The organism is Limnobacter olei (assembly GCF_029087225.1).
Taxonomy (GTDB): Bacteria; Pseudomonadota; Gammaproteobacteria; order Burkholderiales; family Burkholderiaceae_B; genus Limnobacter; species Limnobacter olei.
In genome coordinates this window covers 222,974-244,209 of record NZ_JARFJD010000009.1, presented here as the reverse complement: position 1 = coordinate 244,209, position 21,236 = coordinate 222,974, and the positions used below count along the sequence as shown (strand labels likewise).

Below are 21,236 nucleotides of genomic sequence, written 5' to 3'. Positions count from 1 at the left end.
GGTTTGCTGGGGGCTTACTAACTTTAAAGGACATTCGAGCCAAGGCAGCAACGGATGCTAAAAAGCCTGGCTACAGAATGGAGGAGCTTCAGGTTGCACTGGCCCAAAAAGACCAGAGCACAACGAAGGGATACGTCAGGACGCGGGAGACGCGGTGAGTCGGGTGGAGCTGAACCTACCTTGTTAAGGCAAATATTCGGGGGTTCGAGTTAGGGCAATCTTCTTAAGTGCCTTAGCCACAATATTTGGATCTTTAACCTTGTTGAAATCAGCCAGGCAATGCCATTGATTAATCACTTCGGTTTTGTCGTCACCATAAACAGGATCCAAACTAACAGGCACCAATTGAGAGCCAAACTCTCCCACCGTAACCCCCATGACCGCTGCAACCTTTTTACCCATTGCAATCCTTCGATCATAACTATCTTTTGCCGTGTTCCCAGCGCTTCTTTCTACAGACAAAAATCCCAAATCCGCAGAGGTCGGAAGGAAAGCCTTATCTGATAGGCCCGCTTGGGAATAGTATTGAGGATGTACACAACGATAGCAAATCTCGTTATCCACAAGCGGGGTATTTAAAACGCTAGCCATGACTCACCTTTGAGTCGAATAATGCATAAAAACTTTCATTAAGTACGTCAAAAACAGTTGTCTGCAAAAAATCGGTTCCGTCATTCTTTATGCCGTAAATCGATACTTTTCCACCAGAGAACTCAACAGTAAGATCCCAAATAGAGGTGTTTATTTCAACTGAAACACCACCAGATTCGGTCGGAAATACATTGCAGTGAGGCGCAATATGATGACGAGATTTAACAAATTTCTCAGCTTGCAACCTCGATGTTTTCTCGATCGCTAACCCAGCAGAGTCATCCAGCCAACCGGCCTTTAGGTATTGAAGGCTTCTAATTCTATCAATGATGCCGGAGATAGCATCGTCAGCGTAATCCTCAACTAGACAAAGGTCATAAACCTCTTTAATTTTGCTGATCGTATTATCTTGATTAAGCTCTGCCAAAATATCAAATTCAACGTCGTACCCCGTGACGTTTTCAAAATCATTTAGGATTTGGTCATTTTCAAGGGGGATAGACAATGATCCGAAATCTTCTGTCTCAAGGAAAATGAAGCCTATGGAGTCTTGCGAAGAGGAAATCTTAGAGCCGAGCAACTGCGCAGTACCCTTACACCGCTTAAAATAGGTGGAATTTTGTGAGCGTGTTAGTAGCGAGCGACGGCGATCTACATCTATAAAGAGGTCATTGTTAGATGCCGTTTTATTATTCACTGTCACGAAGACAATCTTTTCTCCGCTTTGAAGTCCGGCTCCAAATTTGTTTAACCTAGAAAGCTGTGCTTTGGTTAAATTGGCGGTGTTCCCACTTCCGAGCAATTTAGCCAAATCCCCGAAGGCCGAGCCAACGAGAGAATGTAGCTCTTCTTTCATGTTTGGAAGTTTGCTTTGAACTTCAGCATGCTCCAATCGAAATACTGGCATTGCACTGCCGTCTTCGATATCTGATAGCACGAAGTTTAGAGAACTATCAAAACCCCTAGGGACTCTTTTCCTATCGGGATTTTGAACAAGCCATTTTTGCCTAACGGTCTCGACTAGAAGATCACGAAAGGCTTGGAAATCACCTAAAACATCCAAGGGCAACTTAGCACCAGAAAACCTATTTCCTTCGTACTTCAGTTTGTACTGTATTGGATCGTCGGTATCTGACATTTAAACTTAAGCTACCAAAAATATATATAGATGATCAAAATATTAGCGGATTCGCTAATATAGAAGCAAAAAGGGCCTAGGTCAATTATCCTAAGCCCTTGTTTTATTTGGTCGGAATGAGAGGATTCGAACCTCCGACCCCTTGCACCCCATGCAAGTGCGCTACCAGGCTGCGCTACATTCCGAGAAGGCTGGATTATACATGAAACGCTTAGGCTTTCAGGGCTTCGCGCAAATTTAGCAATTGTTCTTTCAAAACTTCCCGATCGATCAAAATGGGCAGCGGCGCGTCGCCTGCCGGGCCATTTTTTTCCTGATCCAAACGGTTGCGTGCACCGTTGATGGTGAAGCCGTGTTCGTACAGCAGTTCACGAATTCTGCGAATGAACAGCACCTCGTGGTGCTGGTAGTAACGACGATTGCCGCGTCGGGTAATCGACTTCAATTGCGTGAATTCTTGTTCCCAATAGCGAAGCACGTGGGTTTTTACGCCGCACAGCTCGCTGACCTCACCAATGGTGAAATAGCGCTTGGCCGGAATGGGCGGCAAGCTGGCTGTGGGTGGCGCTCCGTCTGCGTTTACGGTTTTTTGCATTGAGTAATTGGCTTGTACTTAAATAATTTAGTGAAAATTATTCAACCAAAGCTTTAAGTTTCTGGCTGGGATGAAAGGTTACCACTCTACGCGCCGCAATGGGAATCTCTTCGCCAGTTTTTGGGTTTCTACCGGGGCGTTGGGGTTTGTCACGCAGCTGGAAATTGCCAAAACCCGACAATTTCACAGAGTCGCCGCCTTCAAGCGTGGTGCGAATTTCATCGAAAAACGCATCCACGAAGTCTTTGGCTTCGCGTTTGTTCAGGCCCAGGCTATCAAACAACATTTCAGCCAATTCAGCCTTGGTCAGGGAGCCCGAGGCCAGACCATCTTCAATCAGGTCCATGCGGTCCGTGCGGGCAGTAGTTTCGTTGCTTCGGTCGTCGTTCAACACAAATTGATCCACAGTGAGTTCTACCTATTTATCAATATTTATCTCAGGCGGGCCGCACAGCGCTGGCCTGCCTGATCAATCATTTTTTTCAACAAAGGTTCGATGTCTGCATCAGTCAGGCTGCGGTCGCCGGCCTGAAGAGTCAGCCTGAACGCCAAACTTTTCTCATTTAGATTCAGGCCCTTACCTTCTTCTTTCGGCACGAATTCATCGAAAAGGATAACCGATTTCAGCCAAGCAAGGTTGTCATCTTTCACTTCCGTGAATGCTTTTTTAAGCTGCGCAGCAGCAATATTTTGCTCTACAACAAATGCCAGGTCACGAACCACAACTGGCTGCTTCGAAACTTCTTTGAAAGCTGGCAATTTTCGCGTATTCAAGCCATCCAGCAATAATTCGAACACAACAGGTGCCTGTGGCAAATCGTATTCCTGAGCCAACTTGGGGTGCAGTTCACCAACAAAACCAATGGGCTGTTTGTTCACCAGCACACGGGCGCTACGGCCTGGGTGCAAAGCTGGGTGCGGGTTTGCAACTTCAAACACCTCGAAATCCACCTTGCGGCCATGCAGCAGTTGTTCTACATCGCCTTTCACATCAAAAAAGTCGAGTGCGCGATTGTTGCCTGCTGCCCATTGCAATTGGTCAGCCAAGCCATACGCCAAACCACCCACTTTCCAGGTTTGTTTGAAGCCAGCTACAGTTTGTGCACCGTCTTGCACCTTGTCGTCTTTCTCGAAAACGCGGGCCACTTCAAACACACGCAGGCGATCTACACGGTGGCCCAGGTTGTGTTTCAACACGCCAGTCAGGCTAGCAATCAAGGTAGAGCGCATTACGCTAAGGTGGCTGGCAATCGGGTTCAACAAACGAACCGGGTTGGTATTGGCGTTGAAATCGGCTTCCCATTGTTCGGGCGTGAAGCTGTAGCTAACCACCTCCTGGTAACCCAGCGCAGCCACTTGGCGGCGAATGGCATGGCGGCCAATTTTGCCTTCAGCGGCAGGCAACATTTTCAGTTTGCCCATGGGTGCGCGCAAAGGCAGGCTGTCGTAGCCAACCACGCGAATCACTTCCTCGATCAGGTCTTCTTCGATGTTGATGTCGAAGCGGTAGCTGGGCGGGTTGACCACATAACGCGTTTCAGAGCCCTGCCCCTCGGCGGTGAATTCAAAGCCTAGCTTGGTGAACACGTCTTTTACTTGTTCAACGGTAAATGGCATGCCAATGACCATTTCCGCACGTGCGTGGCGCAAGGTTACAGGCTTGCGCGCGGGCAGGTTCAACACCTGGTCCACCACAGGGCCAGCCTGGCCACCGCAAATTTCCAGAATCAAGGCAGTGATACGTTCAATGTGTTCAGGAATGGTTTGAAAGTCCACGCCACGTTCGAAGCGGTGTGAGGCATCCGACGAGAAATTGAATTCACGTGCACGGCCCACAATGGCGTCGGGGTGCCAAAACGCGGCCTCCACGAAAATACTGGTGGTGCCTTCGTTCACCGCTGTGTGGTCTCCACCCATAATGCCAGCCAGCGCTTCCGGGCCATTGGCATCGCAAATCACGCCCATGTGCGGCTTCAAGGCCACTTCCATCTCGTTCAGCAGCTTCAGCTTTTCGCCTTCGCGTGCCCAACGCACGGTGAGGTCGCCTTGCACTTTGTCCAGGTCGAACACATGGCTGGGGCGGCCCAGTTCAAGCATCACGTAGTTGGAAATGTCCACCAAGGCGTTCAAGCTGCGCTGGCCGGCGCCTTCCAGGCGATCAACCATCCACTGAGGGGTTTTTGCATGGTTGTTCACACCGCGAATGACACGCCCGGCAAAACGGCCACACAAATCGGCGTTTTCAACTTTCACATTCAGGGTGTCGCCAATGGCGGCGGCCACGGGCACAAATGAAGGAGCATTTAAAGTTGCACCGGTCAGTGCCGCCACTTCACGGGCCACACCCCAAACACTCAAGCAATCCGCACGGTTGGGCGTCATTTTCAGGGTGAACTTCATCTCGTTCAGGCCGAGAAGTTCACGTACATTGCCGCCCACGGGGAAGTCTTCGCTCAAAATATGCAGGCCATCTACATCACTCGGTACGCCCAGCTCTTTGCCAGAACAAAGCATGCCTCCACTTTCAACGCCGCGCATTTTGGTGGGTTTAATTTTGAAACCACCCGGCAATTCCGCGCCTGGCAAAGCGCATGGCACCTTCAGCCCTTCGGCCACATTGGGGGCACCGCACACAATTTGACGCACATCGCCTTCGGCAACTTGTACTTGGCACACACTTAAGCGGTCGGCATCGGGGTGCTTGTCTTTCTTAAGAACCAAACCCACCACCACACCAGAAAACTCCGGGGCGATCGGTTCCAGTTCTTCCACTTCCAAACCCGCCATAGTGAGCTTGTCGCCCAACTCTTGGGTGTTCAATGGTGTGTTGACGAGTGACTTCAACCAGGATTCTGTGAATTGCATCTTTTAATATCCAAAACTGGCTTGTTTAAACCGAATTAAACTTAATTGAATTGCTGCAGAAAACGAATGTCGTTTTCGTAGAACAGGCGCAAGTCGTTAATGCCGTAGCGCAGCATGGTCAAGCGATCGGGGCCCACACCAAACGCAAACCCTGTGTAGGTTTCAGGGTCAATTCCCACATGGCGCAACACGTTCGGGTGCACCTGGCCACAACCGGCAATTTCCAACCACTTGCCCTTGTTGGGGCCGCTGGTAAACGCCATATCAATTTCCGCAGAGGGTTCCGTGAACGGGAAAAACGAAGGGCGAAAACGAATGGTGATGTCGTCGGTTTCGAAAAAGGTTTTCAGGAAATCCATGAACACTGCCTTTAAATCGGCGAAGCTGACACCTTGGTCAATCCACAACCCTTCAACCTGGTGAAACATGGGCGAGTGAGTGGCATCGCTGTCCACACGGTACACACGGCCCGGCGCAATGATGCGAATGGGCGGTTTGTTGGTTTGCATGTAACGCACCTGCATGGGCGAAGTGTGCGTACGCAGCAGGTTACCGCCAGTGCCTTCTACATAGAAGGTATCGTGCATGGAACGCGCGGGGTGATTCTCGGGCGTATTCAATGCAGTGAAGTTGTGAAAGTCGGTTTCAATTTCAGGGCCATCAGCCAAATCAAAACCAATGGTGGTAAAAATTTCTTCAATGCGTTCCAGTGTGCGCATGGCCGGGTGCAAGCCACCTGTACCGCGCATGCGGCCTGGCTTGGTGACATCGATCGCCTGCGCATGCAACTTGGCTTGCATGGCGGAATCGGCCAGCGCCTGGCGCTTGGCATTCAACACAGCTTCAACCTGCTGTTTCAATTGATTGATTTCCGCGCCACGGGTTTTCTTTTCTTCGGGCGACAGCGCGGCCATGCCTTTAAGCAGCTCGGTGACTTTGCCTTGCTTGCCCAAAAACTGGGCCTTGATGTTTTCAAGACTGGCTGGGTCTGTTGCCGAGGACATGGCCTGTTCGGCCTCGGTAAGAATGGCTAAAAGCGAAGCATCCATGGGTATTGGGTCGATTCTTTTTGAGATTGGAACGGCTTTGAGTAGAGCCCTGAATTGTACCGCCTGAAAACAAAAACGGAGCCCGAGAGCTCCGTTTTGTTTAGTCTTTTCGCCAACTTAAGTGAAAAACCTCAGGGGCTACACTTGTGACAAATATTTGACTTGGCTGGTGAATTAAGCCTGCGCTGCGCGCACTTGACCCACGATGGCAGCAAACGCTGCTTTGTCGGTCACTGCCAGGTCAGCCAATACCTTGCGGTCAAGGCCAATGGCAGCTTTCTTCAAGCCATTGATAAAGACGCTGTAGGTCATGCCGTGTTCACGCACTGCGGCGTTGATTCGGGTGATCCACAGGGCGCGGAATACGCGCTTCTTGTTGCGACGGTCACGGTATGCGTACTGACCAGCACGCATTACCGCTTGCTTGGCAACGCGGAATACATTGTTACGACGACCGCGGAAGCCTTTGGCTTGGGCGATTACTTTTTTGTGACGGGCGCGAGCCGTTACACCACGTTTTACTCTAGGCATTTGTCACTCCTCCCGGTTATGCGTAAGGCATCATGTCGCGTACGCGACCGATGTCTGATTTGTGAATCGTTTCCATGCCGCGCAATTGACGCTTGCTTTTGGTCGTTTTCTTGGTGAGGATGTGGCGCTTAAAGGCGTGGCCACGCTTGATCGATCCGCTTGAACGGACCAAGAAACGCTTTGCGGCGCTCTTTTTGGTCTTCATCTTGGGCATCTTGGTGCTCCTATTACTGTTCAATATTCATTGAACCTGCTTGCAGGTGGCTTCGACGAAGCACTTTTCTAACCTGGTGGGCAATTTGTTGCTTTGTGGTTTTACGCACAATGCAGCAAGCCCGCGATTATAACGCGGGTTTGCTGTTCTGGGCAATACTTTTGGAAAACTTCAGGCTTTCAGTGCTTACTTCTTGCGAGGAGCAATCATCATGACCATTTGGCGACCTTCCATCTTGGGCATTTGCTCGACAACGCCGATCTCATCGAGATCGGTGCGAACACGCTCCAAAAGGCGGGCACCAATGTCTTGGTGAGCCATTTCACGTCCCCGAAAGCGCAAGGTAACCTTGCACTTGTCGCCGTCTTCCAGAAAACGGGTCAAATTACGCAACTTCACGTTGTAATCGCCGTCGTCTGTTCCCGGGCGGAACTTGATTTCCTTGATTTGAACTTGTTTTTGCTTGGACTTGGCTTCCGCAGCTTTCTTTTGCTCTTGGTAGCGGAACTTGCCGTAATCCATCAGCTTGGCCACCGGGGGCACCGCCTGAGGCGCAATTTCCACCAAATCCACACCGCCTTCTTCAGCCATACGCAGGGCGTCTGGTGTTTTAACGATGCCTAACTGCTCACCCTCAATTCCAATGAGGCGCACTTCGGGGATACGGATTTCCTCGTTAATGCGATTTTTCTTTTCTGCTACGATGTCTAGCCTCTTTCTTCTGGTTAAATAAAATCAGGCCCGACTGTTGATTTCACCCAGCAGGCGCTGAACGAATTGATGAACAGGCAATGAGCCCAGGTTTTCATTGCCGCGCAATCGCACGGCAACTTGGTTTGCATCACGTTCCGCATCGCCGATTACAGCGATATACGGGGTTTTCTGCATCGTGTGCTCACGGATTTTACGATTGATCTTTTCATTACGCAAATCCGCCTCCACTCTAATGCCTTGTTTTTTCAACATTTGCACCACATTGTGGGCGTATTCATTGTGCGCCTCGGTGATGGTGGCCACCACCACTTGCACGGGCGAAAGCCACAACGGCATTGCACCTGCGTGGTTTTCAATCAAAATACCGATGAAACGTTCCATGGAACCGACGATGGCGCGGTGAAGCATTACAGGCACGCGACGGCTGTTGTCTTCGGCCACATACTCAGCGCCCAGGCGGCCAGGCAACTGAAAGTCAACCTGAATGGTGCCGCACTGCCACGAGCGACCAATTGAGTCTTTCATGTGATATTCAATTTTCGGCCCGTAAAAAGCGCCCTCGCCTGGTAACTCGGTCCACTGAACGCCGCAGGCTTTCAAGGCCGCGCGCAGGGAATCTTCCGCCTTGTCCCAGGTTTCATCGGTGCCCAAGCGAGCCTCTGGGCGCAAGGCCAGCTTCACATTGATTTCATTGAAACCAAAGTCGGCATATACCTGCATGGCCACTTGGTTAAAGCGGGTTACTTCTTCTTGCACCTGATCTTCAGTGCAGAAAATATGGCCATCGTCTTGCGTGAAACCGCGCACGCGCATAATGCCGTGCAAGGCACCCGAGCTTTCATTGCGGTGGCACGCACCGAATTCACCATAGCGCATGGGCAGGTCTCGGTAAGAACGTAAATCGCTCTTGAACACTTCAATGTGACCGGGGCAATTCATCGGCTTTAAGGCGTAGTCGCGCTTTTCCGACTCGGTGGTGAACATATTTTCTTTATAGTTGTCCCAGTGGCCCGACTTTTCCCACAACTTGCGGTCCAGAATTTGGGGACAGCGAATTTCCTGGTAATCGCCATCCACGTACACCTTGCGCATGTACTGCTCAACCTGTTGCCACAAGGCCCAACCCTTTGGGTGCCAAAACACCAGGCCGGGGGCCTCGTCTTGCATGTGAAACAAGTCCAGCTGTTTGCCAAGTTTGCGGTGGTCGCGCTTTTCAGCTTCTTCAAGGCGGTGCAGGTAGGCGGCCAGGTCTTCTTTCTTGGTCCAGGCTGTACCGTAGATACGCTGCAACATTTCATTGTTGGAATTGCCGCGCCAGTAGGCACCCGCTACTTTCATCAACTTGAAGTGTTTCAGTTTGCCGGTATTAGGCACGTGAGGGCCACGGCACAGGTCAATGAACTTGCCTTCGCGGTATAGCGAAATATTTTCATTGCTTGGAATGCTGGCAATAATTTCGGCTTTGTAGTGTTCGCCCTGGTCTTTGAAAAACTGCACCGCGTCGTCACGCACCCATTCTTCACGGGTAACCACCTCATCGAGCTTGGCCAGCTCGGCCATTTTCTTCTCGATCGCCTCGAGATCTTCAGGCGTGAAGGGGCGTTCGTAGGAGAAGTCGTAATAAAACCCGTCTTCGATCACGGGGCCAATGGTGACCTGCGCGGTGGGAAACAATTCCTTCACAGCGTAAGCCAACAAATGCGCGGTGGAATGCCGGATCATGTCCAGCCCTTCGTCGTCTTTTTCAGTGACGATAGACAGGGTAGAGTCGTTTTCAATGGTGTAAGAGGTGTCAACCAGCGTACCGTTCACTGTGCCAGCCAAGGCGGCTTTCGCCAAACCAGGGCCAATGCTGGCAGCCACTTGGGCGACTGTCACAGGGTGATCGAAAACACGTTCGGATCCGTCAGGCAGGCGGATTACTGGCATAGGTACTTCCCTTACGATTGAATGGGCTTAAATAAAATTCTTTGCAACCTTCTATTTTAGCCTTTTGAATGATGCCTGTTCACTAAAAAGCTGTTGATTGCCAACAAAAGCTTGTTCAATCACACAATCTTGGGTTTGTGAATGCCCTCCTTGATGTCTTTTTTCACTTTCTTGGCAGCCTTCTTTTCCTTCGGCGTGCTCAAAGCCTTCTTTTTGTCCATTTTGTTGCTTTTCTGTTCATGACCCATGGTCGACACTCCTGAAGGTTTCAGGTCGCGAACGCGAACCCTGATACGACCATTGTGCAACGGAAAAAAAATCTTGGTGAATTAGTTTTGAAAGGGGAGTGTTGGTAGGACCGACTGGAATCGAACCAGCGACCTCTGCCATGTCAAGGCAGCGCTCTAACCAGCTGAGCTACGGTCCTAAAGAAGAGTGCGAAATATACACCAGTGAGCCCACGGGGGCAAGTCCAAACACGCTTGACAAGATTTCTGACAAGAACTATTGTCATATTCAATTTTTCAAATCTCCATCATCGACAAGGAAAACAGATGGCCATTAAAGTCAACCCCCAATCGTTTGAATCCATGCGCAAAGTCATGAACGGCTTCTGGATTGTGGTCCCAGCCTATCTGTTGATTAGCTTGGTGATGCCTTTTCTGTTGGTTTTGGCCGCCTTGTTACTGGTTGCACACACCTTGGAACTGCCAATTGCATTCCTTCGACTGCGCGGCAAAAACCTGCCAACCATGGAAGTGGTGTCAAAAACCCTGCTTTACGGCTTTACCTGGTGGCTGCCGAAAAGCCTCGAAGCCAAATAAAACGAGTCACAAAATCCAAGAGATGGCGGCTTTTTTGTCAAAAAAGAGTCATACAACCGTCACAAGGTAGTCAAATCGAGCGCGTTTAATGGGTGCCATGACAAGAACATGGACATTAAAAATGCGCTCGAACCAGTTGAATTTCAAGCAGCAACTTGCCGAACAACTGTTTGCGAAAGCGACCACCGAACCACACGCTGAGCCAACTGGTCAGCAATACCATCCTGAAGCTGACCCTGCCGCCGACGATCAGGGGTCGAACAAATACCGCACCATCTGGATTTCAGACATTCACCTGGGTACGCCTGGTTGCCAGGCAGACGCCCTGCTCCACTTCCTGAAACACAATGAAAGCGACACGCTTTACCTAGTGGGCGACATTATTGATGGCTGGCAGCTGCGAAAAAGCTGGTTTTGGCCACAAAGCCACAACGATGTCATTCAAAAGGTTTTGCGCAAGGCGCGCAAGGGTACACAGGTGGTATTTATTCCCGGCAACCACGACGAGGCTGCGCGCCAGTTTGCCGGCATGACCTTCGGCGACATTCCTATTATGGAAAACGCTGTTCACGTGACCGCAGACGGCAAACGCCTGTGGGTGGTGCACGGTGATGAGTTTGACCAGGTGGTGCGCTATGCCAAATGGCTGGCCTACCTGGGCGACACGCTGTACAACTTTGCGCTGACTTTGAACCGGGTGTTGAACAATATTCGAATCAAGCTGGGCTACCCGTATTGGTCACTGTCGCAGTTTTTGAAACAGCAAGTTAAAAATGCCGTGAACTTCATTCTTGAGTTTGAACACGCGCTAATTCACGAGGCCAAGCACCGCGGCTACGACGGTGTGGTGTGTGGCCACATTCACAAAGCCGAGATTAAAGAAGTGGACGGCTTGCTTTACTGCAACGACGGCGATTGGGTTGAAAGCCTGACCGCGCTGGTTGAGCATCCCTGCGGAAAACTGGACATTGTTCACTGGCCACACCGTGACCTGCCGGTTCGCAAACAAAAAGCGCTTGCGCACTCGGTAGCGGAGTAAACCACCATGCGAATTCTGATTGCAACCGACGCCTGGGCACCGCAAGTCAACGGTGTGGTGCAAACGCTTAGCCAGGTGGTAGCACAACTGACCGCGCAAGGCCACGAGGTACGGGTAATTCATCCGGGCTTGTTTAAAACCATTCCCTGCCCAACCTACCCTGAAATTCGACTGGCATTGTGGCCTTTCACACGCCTGCGCAACGAGCTGGACCGATTCAAACCCCAGGCTGTGCACATTGTGACCGAAGGGCCAATTGGCTTGGCCATGCGACTGGTAGCGCATGGTCGAAATTTGCCGTTTACAACGGCTTACCACACCCAGTTTCCCGAGTATGTCAAAGCGCGGTCGGGCATTCCGATTCGCTTTACTGCCGCGCTGCTGCGCTGGTTTCACAAACCATCCCGTGCAGTGATGGTGCCAACCTTGTCGGTCATCAAAACATTGCAAGGCCGTGGCTTGAACAATTGCGTATTGTGGCAACGGGGTGTTGACTTGAAACGCTTCAATCCGGAGCAATCGACGGCCAGCAAGCACATGAGTTACAGCCCCCGCGACCTGCCAACCAACGATGCCCAACAGGTTGAACTGTTGCACCGCTTGAATGCCTGTAGCATTGAGAAACCGGTGTTTCTGTACGCAGGCCGTGTGGCCGTGGAAAAGAATCTGGACGCCTTCTTAAGCCTTGAACTGCCTGGCGAAAAATGGATTGCTGGCGATGGCCCAGCCCGCAAGGCGCTCGAGAAACAATACCCAGAGGCCAAATGGTTCGGGATGCTTAACCACGCAGCGCTTTCCGAATTGTACAAACGTGCAGATGTTTTCGTGTTCCCAAGCATGACTGACACCTTTGGATTGGTGTTGCTTGAAGCCATGGCCAGTGGCTGCCCCGTGGCAGCATTCCCCGTGAACGGGCCGCTGGATGTGGTTGGCAATTCCGGCGCAGGCGTGCTGGGCTGGAACTTGAAAACCGCTGCCATGGCCGCATTGAAAATTGAACGTGATGTGCCGTTGAAGCACGCCAGCACTTTTACCTGGGAAAATTGTGCTGAACAGTTTCAGGGCTACCTGGCCCCGATCGGGTTGACGAGCACTGCGCCCAAGAAGCTGTCAGCCAACCCCAAGCCTTTGTCTAACCGCCCCTGAAGTCGAATGCCCTGTGAATTGCCTATAATAGGCCCTAAATAATAGGCACTAAGTGAAAACTCACAACTCATTCTCAGGAGCAATACAAATTGGGATTCCTAGCCGGTAAAAAAATTCTTATCACAGGCCTTTTGTCAAACCGTTCAATTGCTTACGGTATTGCCAAGGCCTGCCACGCGCAGGGCGCTGAACTGGCCTTCACTTACCAAACCGAGCGTTTCATTGACCGTGTTACTGACATGGCAGCCGAGTTCAACTCCAAGCTGGTGTTTCCACTGGATGTGGCCGAGGATGCCCAAATTGAAAACCTGTTCACAGAACTGGCCAAGCACTGGGATGGTTTGGACGGTTTGGTGCATGCCATTGGCTTTGCCCCGCGCGAAGCCATTGCTGGTGACTTTCTGGAAGGCATTTCACGCGAAGCATTCCGCATTGCGCACGACATTTCAGCCTACAGTTTCCCGGCACTGGCCAAAGCCGCTTACCCCATGATGCAGGGCCGCGAAGGCGCTTTGCTCACACTCAGCTATCTGGGCTCTGTTCGCATGGTGCCCAACTACAACACCATGGGCTTGGCCAAGGCATCGTTGGAAGCATCGGTTCGCTACCTGGCTGAATCACTGGGTCCAAAAGGTATTCGAGTCAACGGTATTTCAGCAGGTCCAATCAAAACCCTGGCTGCCGCGGGCATTAAAGGTTTCAGCAAAATTTTGCACGCCGTGGAAGAGGCAGCACCCCTGCGCCGAAACGTGACGATTGACGATGTGGGTAACACTGCCGCATTCATGCTTTCCGATTTGGCACGTGGCATTACTGCCGAAATTACCTATGTGGATGCAGGCTACAGCACAGTGGTAGGCGGCATGGCAGAATAAGGAATCGATTCCTTAAACGTTTCACCACAAGGCGGTAATTCGGGTGAACCAACAGCTCACAAGTTCAACAACCCTCGCTTTGGCGGGGGTTTCAAAAACCCTCGGTGGCGTTAAGCTATTCACCGACGTTAGTCTTCAATTGCAACAGGGGCAGTCTCTTGCCGTGATCGGTGAATCGGGATCAGGTAAATCGACCCTGCTTCATTTAATGGCCGGGCTGGACAAGCCCGACACTGGCGAGGTGTATTGGGCAGGCACTGCAATTCACACCTTGAATACCAATCAAATTGCAGCCAAGCGGCTTCGGCACGTGGGGCTGGTGTTTCAGGCTTATTACCTGATGCCGCACTTAACCGCACAACAAAACGTTGAACTGCCGTTTTTGCTGGCGGGTGAACAACCAGACCATTCACGTTGCATACAGCTGCTGACGCAAGTGGGCATGGCGCACAAGGCGGGTAGCTACCCACGCGAAATGTCAGGTGGCGAACAACAACGTGTGGCGATTGCGCGCGCCCTTGCATTAAATCCGCCATTGATTCTTGCAGATGAACCCACAGGTAACCTGGACGAAGACAATGCCGAGCGAGTGCTGCAAGTGTTGCTTGACGCATGTTCAGCACAGGGATGCGCCTTGGTCATGGTGACCCATTCCGTCAAAGCTGCCAGTCATTTGAATCATCGCCTGAATTTGGCAGACCACCATTTGGCCGGGCACTATACGGCTGAATTAAGCACGGCTGAAAATTTGGCTGCCCATGCAGCCACCAAGGCCTGAACCATGGCGTTATCACCAAGCCTGGCTTTAAAGCTGCAACTGTTTGCTGGCGCCTTGCGTGATCAACCGGTGAAGTGGCTGATCGCTACCATTTCAATTGCAGTGGGTGTGGGGCTTGGGTTTGCCGTGCACCTTATTCACAAGCAGGCGCTGGATCAGTTCAACAACGGCGTGAGGCAATTCTCGGGACAAGCTGATTTGCAGTTGTTGCCGCACAGTTCTCTACTGCCTGAAACAATTCTTGAACAACTTGCCGCCTTGCCCGAGGTGGCAGTGGCATCACCAGTCATCGATATCCTCGTACCCATGCAGGGTTTTGACAAACCGGTGCGCTGGCTAGGGTTGGATGTGTTCACCGCTGCGGCGGTCACGCCCAACTTGATTGGGCAAAGCAGTGATGAAACAAACGACACCGCACAACAAGGCGAGATCCCTTTGCTGAGCTCCACTTATGTTTTTGTAAGCCCAGCTCTGAAAGAACAACTGCCCAGTGAACAAAACACACTGACCACACTTCACAACAACTCAAGCCAGGAATGGCAGGCTGCGGGCACGGTACCCGCAGCCGGTAGCGGGCAGCTGCTTGCCGTAGCAGATATAGCAGCGGTGCAATGGCGCTTGGGCACCTTGGGGCAAATTTCCCGCATCGATTTAAAACTTCAAGAAGGCGTGACCCCGGCCAGTTTTCAACGGCAATATGGCGATGAGTTTTCAGAGTTGGGCCGCCTTGAAACGCCGAGTGAACAAGGCACACGAGGAGCCAGTGTCTCGCAGGCCTATCGCGCCAACCTGTCCATTCTGGCCATGGTTGCATTGCTGACGGGTGGCTTTTTAACCTTCTCTACGCAAATGCTGGCAGTGGCACAACGGTCACGGCAGTGGGCACTGCTGGCGGCCTTGGGTGCGCGGGCAGGCGCACTGCGCATGCAGGTGTTGTTTGAATCGATGTGTTGCGGTGTGGTGGGTGGAGTGCTGGGCGTGGCCTTGGGCTGGGGTTTGTCCCTGGCCGTGGTTCGTTATTTGGGTGTTGACTTGGGTGCAGGTTATTTTCAAACCACGCAAAGCACAGTGGCTTTGCCCCCTTTGGATACCTTGCTTTTTGCCGGCTTTGGTGTAATGGCCACCTTGCTGGGTGGTTTGTCGCCTGCCTTGCAAACTGGTCAAATGGCTTTGCACCAACGCCTGCGTGCAGGCACCGAAGAGGCCGGCCTGCAGTTTGCCAACAAGGCGCACTGGGTTGGCCTGCTGCTTTGCGGGGTAGCCGCTGCCTGCTTGTTTATTCCCCCTTACGGAAATATTCCGGTGGGCGGTTACATGGCAGTGGCTTTTGGTTTGTTCGGCGGCATCGCAATGATTGGCTTGGTGGTACGCGGCCTGATACGCCCGCCCGCGCAGCTGGCTCAAATGGCAGATCTCGCAAAATCGCGCTTGGCCAGTACTCCGAATTTACTGGCTGTGGGTTTGTCAGGCGTGGTCGCCAGTTTTGCGCTGGTTGTGGCCATGCATGTGATGATTTACAGCTTTCGCCATTCGCTGGACAACTGGCTTACCCAAGTGTTACCCGCCCCCTTGTATGTGAAACTGAACAGCACAAGCATCCCTGTTTTTCCAGATTCATTTCAACAAAAACTGGCTGAACTACCAGGTGTAGATTTGGTTGAATTTTGGGGACAGCAATCGATCGTACTCGACCCGAAAAGGCCTGCGATTGAACTGATTGCCCGGCCAATTTCAGTTCAGGCTGCTGCACAGCGCCTACCCATGACCGGCAATACAATCGATGAGCCCAAAGCAGGCACATTGCCAGTGTGGGTCAGTGAACCCATGACCGATTTGTATGGCCTGCAAGCCGGTAGCACACTTGAACTGCAACTGGACCAAGGCGTGCTTGTACCCACCACAGTGATGGGCGTGTGGCGCGACTACACCCGCCAACACGGCGCAATTGTGCTGCCCAAAGCGGAACTGCTCAAGCAATTTGGTGTGCAATTCAAAGACACACAAGGTGCTGTTTGGCCACAAGAGAATGTCACTGTGAAAGAGATGGTGGCACGCATTGAACAGGCTGCCAGCACCACAGCGGTTGCGCGAAAAATAGACTTTGCAGAGCCGGGTGAAATTCGACAATTAAGCCTGGATATTTTCGATCGAAGCTTTGCCGTCACCTACTTGCTGGAAATTGCGGCTGTGGTGATTGGCCTGTTTGGCGTGGGCACCACGTTTTCGGCCATGGCCCTGCAACGCAAGCGCGAATTCGCCTTGCTGGGCGCCATAGGGGCCAGCCCAAACTGGATCTTGAAACTGATTGCACGTGAAGCCCTAATTGCATCAGCCCTAGCCGCTTTGGTGGGTTTGATGATTGGTTTGGCATTTGCTGCCATTTTAATTTTTGTGGTGAACCCGCAATCTTTTCACTGGACCATGGAATGGTTCACACCCTGGTACGACCTGGGCGCCATGGTGTTAGTGTTGATTGCCATGAGCAGCGCCACCGTGACGCTGGCTCTGCGCAACAAACTGGGTACTCGCTTGGTCGAGCAATTGAAAGAGGACTGGGCATGAAGCGGCGGGATTTGTTGAAAGCCGGCATGGGCATGCCACTATTCGCACATATGGGCTTTGCGTTGACCGAACGAGGCTTGCAGCGGGTGTATGCCCAACCCAATGTAAACATACCGCCCACCCTGCCCCGTGACCATGGCGCACATCCTGCGTTCCGAACCGAGTGGTGGTACTTCACAGGCTGGTTTGAAAGCCCTGAATTGAGCGAACCTTTGGGTGTGCAAATTACATTTTTTCGGTCTGCGCCCCATGTGAATGTGCTGAACCCCAGCGCCTTTTCACCCAAACAATTGTTGTTCGCCCACGCTGCTGTGGCCATGCCTTCGGCAGGCAAGTTGAAGCACGATCAAATTATTCGCCGTGCGGGCAGCGGTGGGGCCTTGATTCAACGCACAAACCAACAGGTGTTGAACATCCAAATGCCAGGTTGGCAATTACAAACTGCGCAAGGCGAGCAGTGGCAATGCAAAATTAACACCCCGCAATTGACTATCGACTTGCGCATGGAACAAACACAAACACCGTGGATGCAAGGCCAGGGTGGCTACTCGCAAAAAGGGCCCAAAGCGGAGCAATCGAGTTATTACATCACCCTACCCCACATGCGCAGCAGCGGCACAGTTCGCGTGGAGAACAAAACATTGCCAGTGCAAGGCACCTTCTGGATGGACCATGAATGGTCAAGCACGGTGCTGGCCCCGAACGCCCAAGGCTGGGACTGGGTGGGCTTGCATGGCAGCCAAGGCGAAGCCTTGATGGCATTTCAAATTCGCGATCGCGATACCACCAAACCGCCTGTCTGGACCCATGCAGTCCTTCGACAGGCGGACGGCACAGTGCGCAATTTCAAACAGGTTCAATTCGAGGTGTTGAAACGCTGGAAGTCAAGCCGAACCGGCATTGAATACCCGGTGTCTCAAACCCTTAAGCTGGACGATCAGCGCTTTGAACTTAACCCCTTGTTCGATGATCAGGAACTGGACGCGCGCGCCAGCACCGGCACGCTGTATTGGGAAGGCGCGGTGCATGTGAAAAGCACCAGTGCTTCACCTTGGGGCCGCGGCTATCTTGAAATGACAGGGTATGATCGCCCCATGCAACTTTGAGCCACTTACCACTCACCGCATGAGCAACACCAACAAACTTCAAACGCTGGGTTCAACCCTGGCCTCATTGGTCAGCCCCCACAAAGCCTGGGCGTTTGCTGCCCTGGGTGCCCTTCTGCTGGGCTCGGCCATGTCGTTGACCATGCCAGTCATGTTTCGCTGGCTGATCGACAGTGGTTTTCTCGCAGGTGAAAACCCCGAGGGTTTGAACAGTGCATTTGGATACCTGCTGGTGCTGGTGTTTGTGCTGGCCATGGCCAGTGCGGTGCGGTTTTACTTGGTAACCACACTGGGCGAACGCATTTCTGCAGATTTACGCAACCGTGTGTACAGCCATTTGCTGGTGCAACGCCCCGAGTTTTTCGAAACCTTAAAGGTTGGTGAAGTTTTGTCTCGCTTGACCGCTGACACCACGCTGATTCAAACCCTGATTGGCAGCAGCCTGTCATTCTTTTTGCGCAACAGCCTGACAACACTGGGCGGCTTGGTAATGCTGCTGCTCACAAGCCCCTTGCTTTCAGGTGCTGTGCTGTTGTTGGTTGTTGTGGTGATGGTGCCGGTGGTGGTATTGGCACGCAGGGTTCGCAAATTGTCGCGGGCCAGCCAAGACAAACTGGCCGACAGCAGCGCGATTGCACAAGAGGTTTTGAACCAGATTACCACCGTACAAGCCTTCAATCAGGAACACACCGAGGCTTCAAAATTCACCACCTCCAGTGAGCAAACCTACCAAACCGCGCGCAGGCGCACCGTGAACCGTTCCGCTTTGTTGTTCGTGGCGATCGGCCTTGCGTTCGCAGGCCTGGTGGTGGTGTTGTGGATGGGCGCAAAGGCAGTGGCCAGCGGCGAAATGAGCGCGGGTGAACTGGCCCAGTTTGTGATGTACGCGGCCTTTGTGGGTGCGGGTTTCGCTGCGTTATCTGAGGTACTCGGTGAATTTCAGCGTGCTGCAGGTGCGGCCGAGCGCCTGGTTGAGCTGCTCAATCTCGACACGACCATTCACAAACATGGCCTTCCCCCACCCGCGAAACAGGGCGGCTTTTTGATCGAATTCAGTCATGTTGATTTTGCCTATCCTTCAGCGCCGGAAAAATTCATTCTTCAAGATTTCAACTTGAGTATTCAGCGCGGCGAAACTCTTGCTGTTGTGGGACCCTCGGGTGCAGGCAAATCCACCTTGTTCAGCCTGCTTCTGCGCTGGTACGACGTAAACCAGGGGCAGATTTTAATTGAAGGCAAGGCACTGGAAAGCCTGCACCTGGAGCAGTGGCGAGCCAATTGCGCCTATGTGGCTCAGGAAGCAGTCATTTTCTCAGGCAGCCTGCAAGACAACGTAAGGTACAGCAAACCCAACGCCACCGCCGAGGAAGTTGACAAGGCACTGGCCGACGCAGCGGCCACCAATTTCGTGCACCGAATGCCCGAGGGTTTGAATACCAATGTGGGTGAAAAAGGGGTGCGCCTGAGTGGCGGGGAACGCCAACGGGTGTCTATTGCACGCGCCGTGCTGCGAGACGCTGGTCTGCTTTTGCTGGATGAAGCCACCGCAAGCCTGGATGCAGAAAGCGAGCAACTGGTGCAGCAAGCAATCGAGAAAAGCCGCCACGGCCGAACCACCCTGATCATTGCCCACCGCTTGGCTACCGTCATGGCGGCCGACCGAATTGTGGTGATGAATGAGGGCAAAATTGTGGAGATGGGTACTCACCGGGATTTGATGGCGCGTCAAGGTTTGTACGCCAAACTGGCTTCGCTTCAGTTCATCAATGAGCATGCACAGAAAGTGATGGCGTGAATTTTCCGGGTTGGCAACGATTGGGCTTTCCAACAAGGTAAACTTAGGAGACTAACGACCCCCCGGAATTTGCAGCGAAATCAACATGCAACAGTACCTTGACTTGATGCAGCACGTGCTGGACCACGGCACCGATAAAATGGACCGCACCGGCACGGGCACTCGTTCCGTATTTGGCTACCAAATGCGCTTTAATCTGCAAGACGGCTTCCCCATGGTGACCACGAAGAAGCTGCACACCCGTTCCATCATTCACGAGTTGTTGTGGTTTTTGATGGGCGACAGCAACATTCGTTACCTGAAGGAAAACGGCGTCAGCATTTGGGACGAGTGGGCCGATGAGAACGGCAACCTGGGCCCGGTGTATGGCGTGCAGTGGCGAAGCTGGCCCACGGCCGACGGCCGCCACATTGACCAAATTTCCCAGTTGATGCAGCAAATCAAGAACAACCCCGATTCTCGCCGCCACATTGTGAGCGCCTGGAACGTGGCTGAAATCAACAACATGAAGCTGCCACCCTGCCATGCACTGTTTCAGTTTTATGTGGCAGACGGCAAACTGAGTTGCCAACTGTACCAGCGCAGTGCCGATATTTTCCTCGGTGTGCCTTTCAACATTGCCAGCTATGCCCTGCTCACCCACATGGTTGCGCAACAATGCGACCTTGAGGTTGGTGACTTTGTTTGGACAGGTGGCGATTGCCATTTGTACAGCAACCACATGGAACAGGTGGCCGAGCAACTAAGCCGCAAGCCGCACCCGCTGCCTACACTGCAAATCAAACGCAAACCTGAAAGTATTTTCGATTACAAGTTCGAAGATTTCGAAATTCTGAATTACACTTGCCACCCGCACATCAAAGCGCCAGTGGCGGTATAAGGCATGAAAGTATCAATTGTGGCCGCAGTGGCCAAAAACGGCATTATTGGCATCAACAACAGCCTGCCCTGGCACCTGCCAGAAGACCTTGCTTTCTTTAAGCAGACTACTTTGGGCTGCCCGGTGCTGATGGGCCGAAAAACCTATGAATCCATCAACCGCCCACTGCCTGGGCGCCTGAATGTGGTGTTGTCGGGCAATGTACACTGGACACCCGCACCTGCCAAAGATGGCACGCCCCGCAGCGTGATTGCGTACCCTGGAGCGCTACCCGAGGGCGGTGCCACTCAAATTGCAACAGCCACGAATTTGCCCAATGCACTGAATTGGCTTTCAAATTTTGAACAAGTATTTTTGATTGGTGGGAGTAATTTGTATCAGCAGGCCCTGGACCAAAACCTGGTTGATGAACTGATACTCACCGAGATACATCAAAGCTTTGAAGGTGATGCCAGCTTTCCCCAATGGGATCGCCAGCTGTTCAGGGAAGTTGAACGGATTACCAATACAGCCACCCTGGAACGCGCGTGGGCCTTTGATTTTGTAAAATACGCAAGAGTAGACAATTAATCCGCGAAGAATTGAACCCTGTAAGGGGTTAGAAG

Annotated in this window: 21 protein-coding genes and 2 tRNA genes; 10 read left to right on the top strand and 13 right to left on the bottom strand. The window is 52.2% G+C overall.

All coding sequences use genetic code 11. The features are described 5' to 3' along the window. Positions 1-183 precede the first annotated feature (183 nt). The 13 genes from PY990_RS07355 to PY990_RS07295 all read right to left on the bottom strand — a co-directional run bounded on the left by PY990_RS07355 (position 184) and on the right by PY990_RS07295 (position 10,053). The gene (locus PY990_RS07355; RefSeq protein WP_275271048.1) at positions 184-591 is read right to left on the bottom strand and encodes a hypothetical protein; all 408 of its coding nucleotides are present in this window, start codon (positions 589-591) and stop codon (positions 184-186) included. Continuing rightward, a complete protein-coding gene (locus PY990_RS07350; RefSeq protein WP_275271047.1) occupies positions 584-1,729 on the bottom strand; it encodes a hypothetical protein in 1,146 nt (381 codons plus the stop codon). Before PY990_RS07350 ends, PY990_RS07355 begins: the two co-directional genes overlap by 8 nt. Positions 1,730-1,837: 108 nt before the next feature. Next, a tRNA-Pro gene (locus PY990_RS07345) sits at positions 1,838-1,914 on the bottom strand. A 26-nt stretch (positions 1,915-1,940) separates the two neighbouring features. After that, on the bottom strand, positions 1,941-2,324 hold the full coding sequence (locus tag PY990_RS07340; protein WP_008249966.1) for a MerR family transcriptional regulator: 384 nt from the start codon (positions 2,322-2,324) through the stop codon (positions 1,941-1,943). Positions 2,325-2,361: 37 nt separating this feature from the next. Further along, on the bottom strand, positions 2,362-2,670 hold the full coding sequence (locus PY990_RS07335; protein WP_335618416.1) for an integration host factor subunit alpha: 309 nt from the start codon (positions 2,668-2,670) through the stop codon (positions 2,362-2,364). Between the two features lie 86 nt (positions 2,671-2,756). Beyond that, the gene (pheT, locus tag PY990_RS07330) at positions 2,757-5,189 is read right to left on the bottom strand and encodes a phenylalanine--tRNA ligase subunit beta (protein ID WP_275271046.1); all 2,433 of its coding nucleotides are present in this window, start codon (positions 5,187-5,189) and stop codon (positions 2,757-2,759) included. Positions 5,190-5,230: 41 nt separating this feature from the next. Then, a complete protein-coding gene (gene pheS / locus PY990_RS07325) occupies positions 5,231-6,193 on the bottom strand; it encodes a phenylalanine--tRNA ligase subunit alpha (RefSeq protein WP_371815438.1) in 963 nt (320 codons plus the stop codon). A gap of 219 nt (positions 6,194-6,412) precedes the next feature. After that, complete coding sequence (gene rplT / locus PY990_RS07320) at positions 6,413-6,769, bottom strand: 50S ribosomal protein L20 (protein ID WP_008249959.1); 357 nt, start codon at positions 6,767-6,769, stop codon at positions 6,413-6,415. A 16-nt stretch (positions 6,770-6,785) separates the two neighbouring features. After that, positions 6,786-6,983, bottom strand: coding sequence for a 50S ribosomal protein L35 (gene rpmI / locus PY990_RS07315; RefSeq protein ID WP_105029855.1), 198 nt, complete (start codon positions 6,981-6,983; stop codon positions 6,786-6,788). 186 nt (positions 6,984-7,169) lie between these two features. Then, the gene (gene infC, locus PY990_RS07310) at positions 7,170-7,688 is read right to left on the bottom strand and encodes a translation initiation factor IF-3 (protein WP_105028882.1); all 519 of its coding nucleotides are present in this window, start codon (positions 7,686-7,688) and stop codon (positions 7,170-7,172) included. Between the two features lie 30 nt (positions 7,689-7,718). Then, positions 7,719-9,626 (bottom strand): threonine--tRNA ligase, encoded by a 1,908-nt coding sequence (thrS, locus tag PY990_RS07305; protein ID WP_275271045.1) that lies wholly within the window; start codon positions 9,624-9,626, stop codon positions 7,719-7,721. A 119-nt stretch (positions 9,627-9,745) separates the two neighbouring features. Beyond that, positions 9,746-9,874 (bottom strand): hypothetical protein, encoded by a 129-nt coding sequence (locus tag PY990_RS07300; RefSeq protein WP_256367115.1) that lies wholly within the window; start codon positions 9,872-9,874, stop codon positions 9,746-9,748. A gap of 102 nt (positions 9,875-9,976) precedes the next feature. Continuing rightward, positions 9,977-10,053, bottom strand: a tRNA-Val gene (locus tag PY990_RS07295). 127 nt (positions 10,054-10,180) lie between these two features. On the opposite strand from PY990_RS07295, the gene PY990_RS07290 reads away from it, so the two are divergent. From PY990_RS07290 to PY990_RS07245, 10 genes are all read left to right on the top strand, one after another. Next, positions 10,181-10,450 (top strand): hypothetical protein, encoded by a 270-nt coding sequence (locus PY990_RS07290; RefSeq protein ID WP_105028875.1) that lies wholly within the window; start codon positions 10,181-10,183, stop codon positions 10,448-10,450. A gap of 121 nt (positions 10,451-10,571) precedes the next feature. Then, positions 10,572-11,489, top strand: coding sequence for a UDP-2,3-diacylglucosamine diphosphatase (locus PY990_RS07285; RefSeq protein ID WP_275271044.1), 918 nt, complete (start codon positions 10,572-10,574; stop codon positions 11,487-11,489). Between the two features lie 6 nt (positions 11,490-11,495). After that, the gene (locus PY990_RS07280; RefSeq protein WP_275271043.1) at positions 11,496-12,635 is read left to right on the top strand and encodes a glycosyltransferase family 4 protein; all 1,140 of its coding nucleotides are present in this window, start codon (positions 11,496-11,498) and stop codon (positions 12,633-12,635) included. Positions 12,636-12,724: 89 nt separating this feature from the next. Beyond that, the gene (gene fabI / locus PY990_RS07275) at positions 12,725-13,510 is read left to right on the top strand and encodes an enoyl-ACP reductase FabI (RefSeq protein WP_171098705.1); all 786 of its coding nucleotides are present in this window, start codon (positions 12,725-12,727) and stop codon (positions 13,508-13,510) included. A 43-nt stretch (positions 13,511-13,553) separates the two neighbouring features. Continuing rightward, positions 13,554-14,288: an ABC transporter ATP-binding protein gene (locus tag PY990_RS07270; protein ID WP_275271042.1), complete on the top strand. Its 735-nt coding sequence runs from the start codon at positions 13,554-13,556 to the stop codon at positions 14,286-14,288. Positions 14,289-14,291: 3 nt separating this feature from the next. Beyond that, complete coding sequence (locus PY990_RS07265; protein ID WP_275271041.1) at positions 14,292-16,850, top strand: ABC transporter permease; 2,559 nt, start codon at positions 14,292-14,294, stop codon at positions 16,848-16,850. Beyond that, positions 16,847-17,956, top strand: coding sequence for a lipocalin-like domain-containing protein (locus PY990_RS07260; RefSeq protein WP_275271040.1), 1,110 nt, complete (start codon positions 16,847-16,849; stop codon positions 17,954-17,956). The genes PY990_RS07265 and PY990_RS07260 overlap by 4 nt, the downstream gene beginning before the upstream one ends. Positions 17,957-17,975: 19 nt before the next feature. After that, positions 17,976-19,751, top strand: a complete 1,776-nt coding sequence (locus PY990_RS07255; RefSeq protein WP_275271039.1) for an ABC transporter transmembrane domain-containing protein — start codon at positions 17,976-17,978, stop codon at positions 19,749-19,751. Positions 19,752-19,836: 85 nt separating this feature from the next. Beyond that, positions 19,837-20,631 carry a thymidylate synthase gene (gene thyA / locus PY990_RS07250; protein WP_171098694.1) on the top strand — a complete coding sequence of 265 codons (795 nt, stop codon included), beginning with the start codon at positions 19,837-19,839 and terminating at the stop codon, positions 20,629-20,631. A gap of 3 nt (positions 20,632-20,634) precedes the next feature. Beyond that, a complete protein-coding gene (locus tag PY990_RS07245) occupies positions 20,635-21,201 on the top strand; it encodes a dihydrofolate reductase (RefSeq protein ID WP_275271038.1) in 567 nt (188 codons plus the stop codon). Positions 21,202-21,236 lie beyond the last annotated feature (35 nt).